Raw genomic sequence first — 2,625 nt, 5'->3', positions numbered from 1 at the left:
CCGCAGGCGCAGGCGCTGCTGCGGGCCGGCTGACCGCGCCGCCGTCGGCCGTCAGCGCGCGGTGCGCCGCCGGTCAGCGGCACCGGTGACGCTGACGCCATGACCGATGAGACGACGGCCGTGCTGGCCGACGGGTTACGCAAGCGGTACGGCCCGACCACGGCCCTGGACGGGTTCGACCTGGCGGTACCGACCGGAACGGTGTGCGGAATGCTCGGCCCCAACGGGGCGGGCAAGACCACGGCGGTACGGATCCTGACCACGCTGCTGCGCGGCGACGGCGGACGGGCCCGGGTCGCCGGGCACGACGTGGCCGCGCACCCGGACCGGGTACGCGAGGCGATCAGCCTGACCGGCCAGTACGCGGCGGTCGACGAGGTGCTCAGCGGCCGGCAGAACCTGGTGCTGTTCGGCCGGCTGCGGCGCCTGCCGGTGCGGGTGGCCCGGCGCCGCGCCGACGAACTGCTGGACCGCTTCGGGTTGGCCACGGTGGCGGACCGGTCGGCCGGCACCTACTCCGGTGGGATGCGTCGCCGGCTGGACCTGGCCGCCAGCCTGGTCGTGCCGCCGCGGGTGCTGTTCCTCGACGAGCCGACCACCGGGCTGGACCCGCGCAGCCGCAACGGGTTGTGGACGGCGGTGCGGGAGCTGGTCGCCGACGGCACCACGGTGCTGCTGTGCACCCAGTACCTGGAGGAGGCCGACCAGCTCGCCGACCGGGTGTGCGTGCTCGACGCCGGCCGGGTGGTGGCCGAGGGCACCCCGGAGCAGCTCAAGGCACGCATCGGCGCCGACCGCGTCGAGCTGGTGGTGCGCCGCGCGGAGGACGTGGCGGCGGCGGCGTCGGTGCTGCGACGGGCCACCGGCGCCGAGGTCGCGGTGGACCAGGAGCTGCGCCGGGTGGACGCGCCGGTGACCGACCGGATCGCCGTGCTCACCGCGGTGCTGCGGGAGTTGGCCGACACCGGGGTGGCGGTGCAGGACGTGCTGGTGCGCCGACCCACGCTGGACGAGGCGTTCCTGCGACTGACCGGCCACACCGCGCACCCGCGGCAGCATGTGGAGGTGGCGGCGTGACGGCGCTCGTCGACGGGTGGGTGATGACCGGACGCAACCTGCGTCACGTGGTCCGCTCGCCCGAGGAGATCGTCCTCTACTTCACCCTGCCGATCATGTTCGTGCTGGTGTTCGGCTACGTGTTCGGCAGCGGCATGGCGGTGCCCGGCGACGGCAGCTACCGGGAGTTCCTGCTACCCGGCGTGTTCGTCATGACGATGCTCTACGGTCTCGGCGCCACCGCGTCGGCGATCGCGTCCGACGCCGGCCGCGGGGTGGTGGACCGGTTCCGGTCCCTGCCGATGGCCCGCTCGGCGCCGCTGTCCGGGCGCGCCGGCGCGGACCTGGTACGGGCGTGCCTGGAGATGGCCACCCTTGTCGTGTGCGGGCTGCTGGTGGGCTGGCGGTGGCGTGAGGGCGTACTCGCCGCGCTCGGGGCGGTGGCGCTGATCCTGCTGCTGCGCGCGGCGCTGACCTGGGTGGGGATCCTGCTGGGGCTGCTGGTGCCGAACCCGGACACGGTCGGTGTGGTGGTGTTCCCGCTGGCGTTTCCGCTGACCGCGATGTCGAACGTGTTCGTGGCGCCGGAACTGATGCCCGACTGGCTGGGCGCGGTCGCGGCGTGGAACCCGCTGTCGGCGACGGTCGCGGCGGCCCGGGACCTGTTCGGCAATCCTGGTGTCGGCGCGGACTCGTGGCCGGCGCGACACGCGCTGCTGCTGGCGATCGCCTGGCCGCTGGCGTTGATCGCGGTGGCCGCACCGGCGGCGGTGCGCCGCTACCAGCGGCTCGGCCACTGACCCGGGCGGTGACGGAAATCGGGGCGCGGCCTAAGCCGCGCCCCGATGCTCCCAGGCCCTTCCCGGCCGGTGGGGCGAGGACGATCGGTGCCGACCTTCGGACCGACCGGACGTGGACTGGCTGCCCCCGCCTGGCCGTTGTCTACTGGCCGTTCCTCTCGCCCTGCCCGTACACCGGTAACCGCGGCCGGTTCGCGCCGCCCCGCCGACCCCCGCCCGCTGGACCTGGCCGCCGCAACCTTCCGGTCACTCGGCCAGCGGACGAAGGGACGAAGCGAACAACAGCCGCTTCCCGTAGTAGGACTCAAAGACGGTACGGCGTAGACCCCCGCCGCTGTCAACCCACCCCGGCCTGTCGTGTGTTGCGCCACGGCGTGTCGCGTCGGCGCGTCTCGATGCGTGGACCCTCGGTCAGCCGGCGAGGTGGTGCCGCAGCACCGCCACCGCCGCAGCCGGATGATCAGCGGCGAGCAGCCCGGCGGCGGCCAGCACGTAGTCGACGTCGACGACCGGCCGGGCAGCACGCGGCAACGGCCACCCACCGGCGTGGTCGGTGAGCACCGCGTCGAGCACCGCCGCCGCGTGACCCGCCTCGGCGTGGCGCAGCACCCCGCCGGAGCCGACGAGCAGCTTCACCTCCCGCAGGTCCCGGCCGGCGCGTTCCCCGGTGGCCGCACCCCGGGCGTGCCGGCGCAACGCCACCGTCGCGGCCAGAGCCGCGATGCGCCGGTCCACGACCCGCTCGGCGTCGTCGGCGGCCAGGAACGCC

General features: G+C 74.8%; 3 protein-coding genes. 2 read left to right on the top strand and 1 reads right to left on the bottom strand.

The genetic code is table 11. The features are described from left to right. The first annotated feature begins 99 nt into the window (after nt 1-99). Both HUW36_RS30465 and HUW36_RS30460 read left to right on the top strand, forming a co-directional pair. On the top strand, nt 100-1,077 hold the full coding sequence (locus HUW36_RS30465) for an ATP-binding cassette domain-containing protein (RefSeq protein ID WP_174531242.1): 978 nt from the start codon (nt 100-102) through the stop codon (nt 1,075-1,077). Next, entirely contained in the window at nt 1,074-1,856 is a 783-nt protein-coding gene (locus tag HUW36_RS30460) for an ABC transporter permease (protein WP_246248400.1), read from the top strand. The genes HUW36_RS30465 and HUW36_RS30460 overlap by 4 nt, the downstream gene beginning before the upstream one ends. A 411-nt stretch (nt 1,857-2,267) precedes the next feature. Here the strand turns inward: HUW36_RS30460 and HUW36_RS30455 are convergent. Beyond that, nucleotides 2,268-2,625, bottom strand: a 358-nt coding sequence (locus HUW36_RS30455; protein ID WP_174531241.1) for a glutamate mutase L, incomplete at its 5' end; no start/stop codon positions are given.

This window comes from Micromonospora maritima (genome assembly GCF_902825405.1).
GTDB classification, from domain to species: Bacteria; Actinomycetota; Actinomycetes; order Mycobacteriales; family Micromonosporaceae; genus Micromonospora; species Micromonospora maritima.
The sequence above is the reverse complement of the archived record's forward strand: the minus strand, read 5'-3'. Positions and strand labels throughout refer to the sequence as shown.

What these genes read in the sequence shown, in the direction of transcription:
- HUW36_RS30465 (WP_174531242.1), top strand. Translation starts at nt 100, where the DNA reads ATGACCGATGAGACGACGGCCGTGCTGGCCGACGGGTTACGCAAGCGG.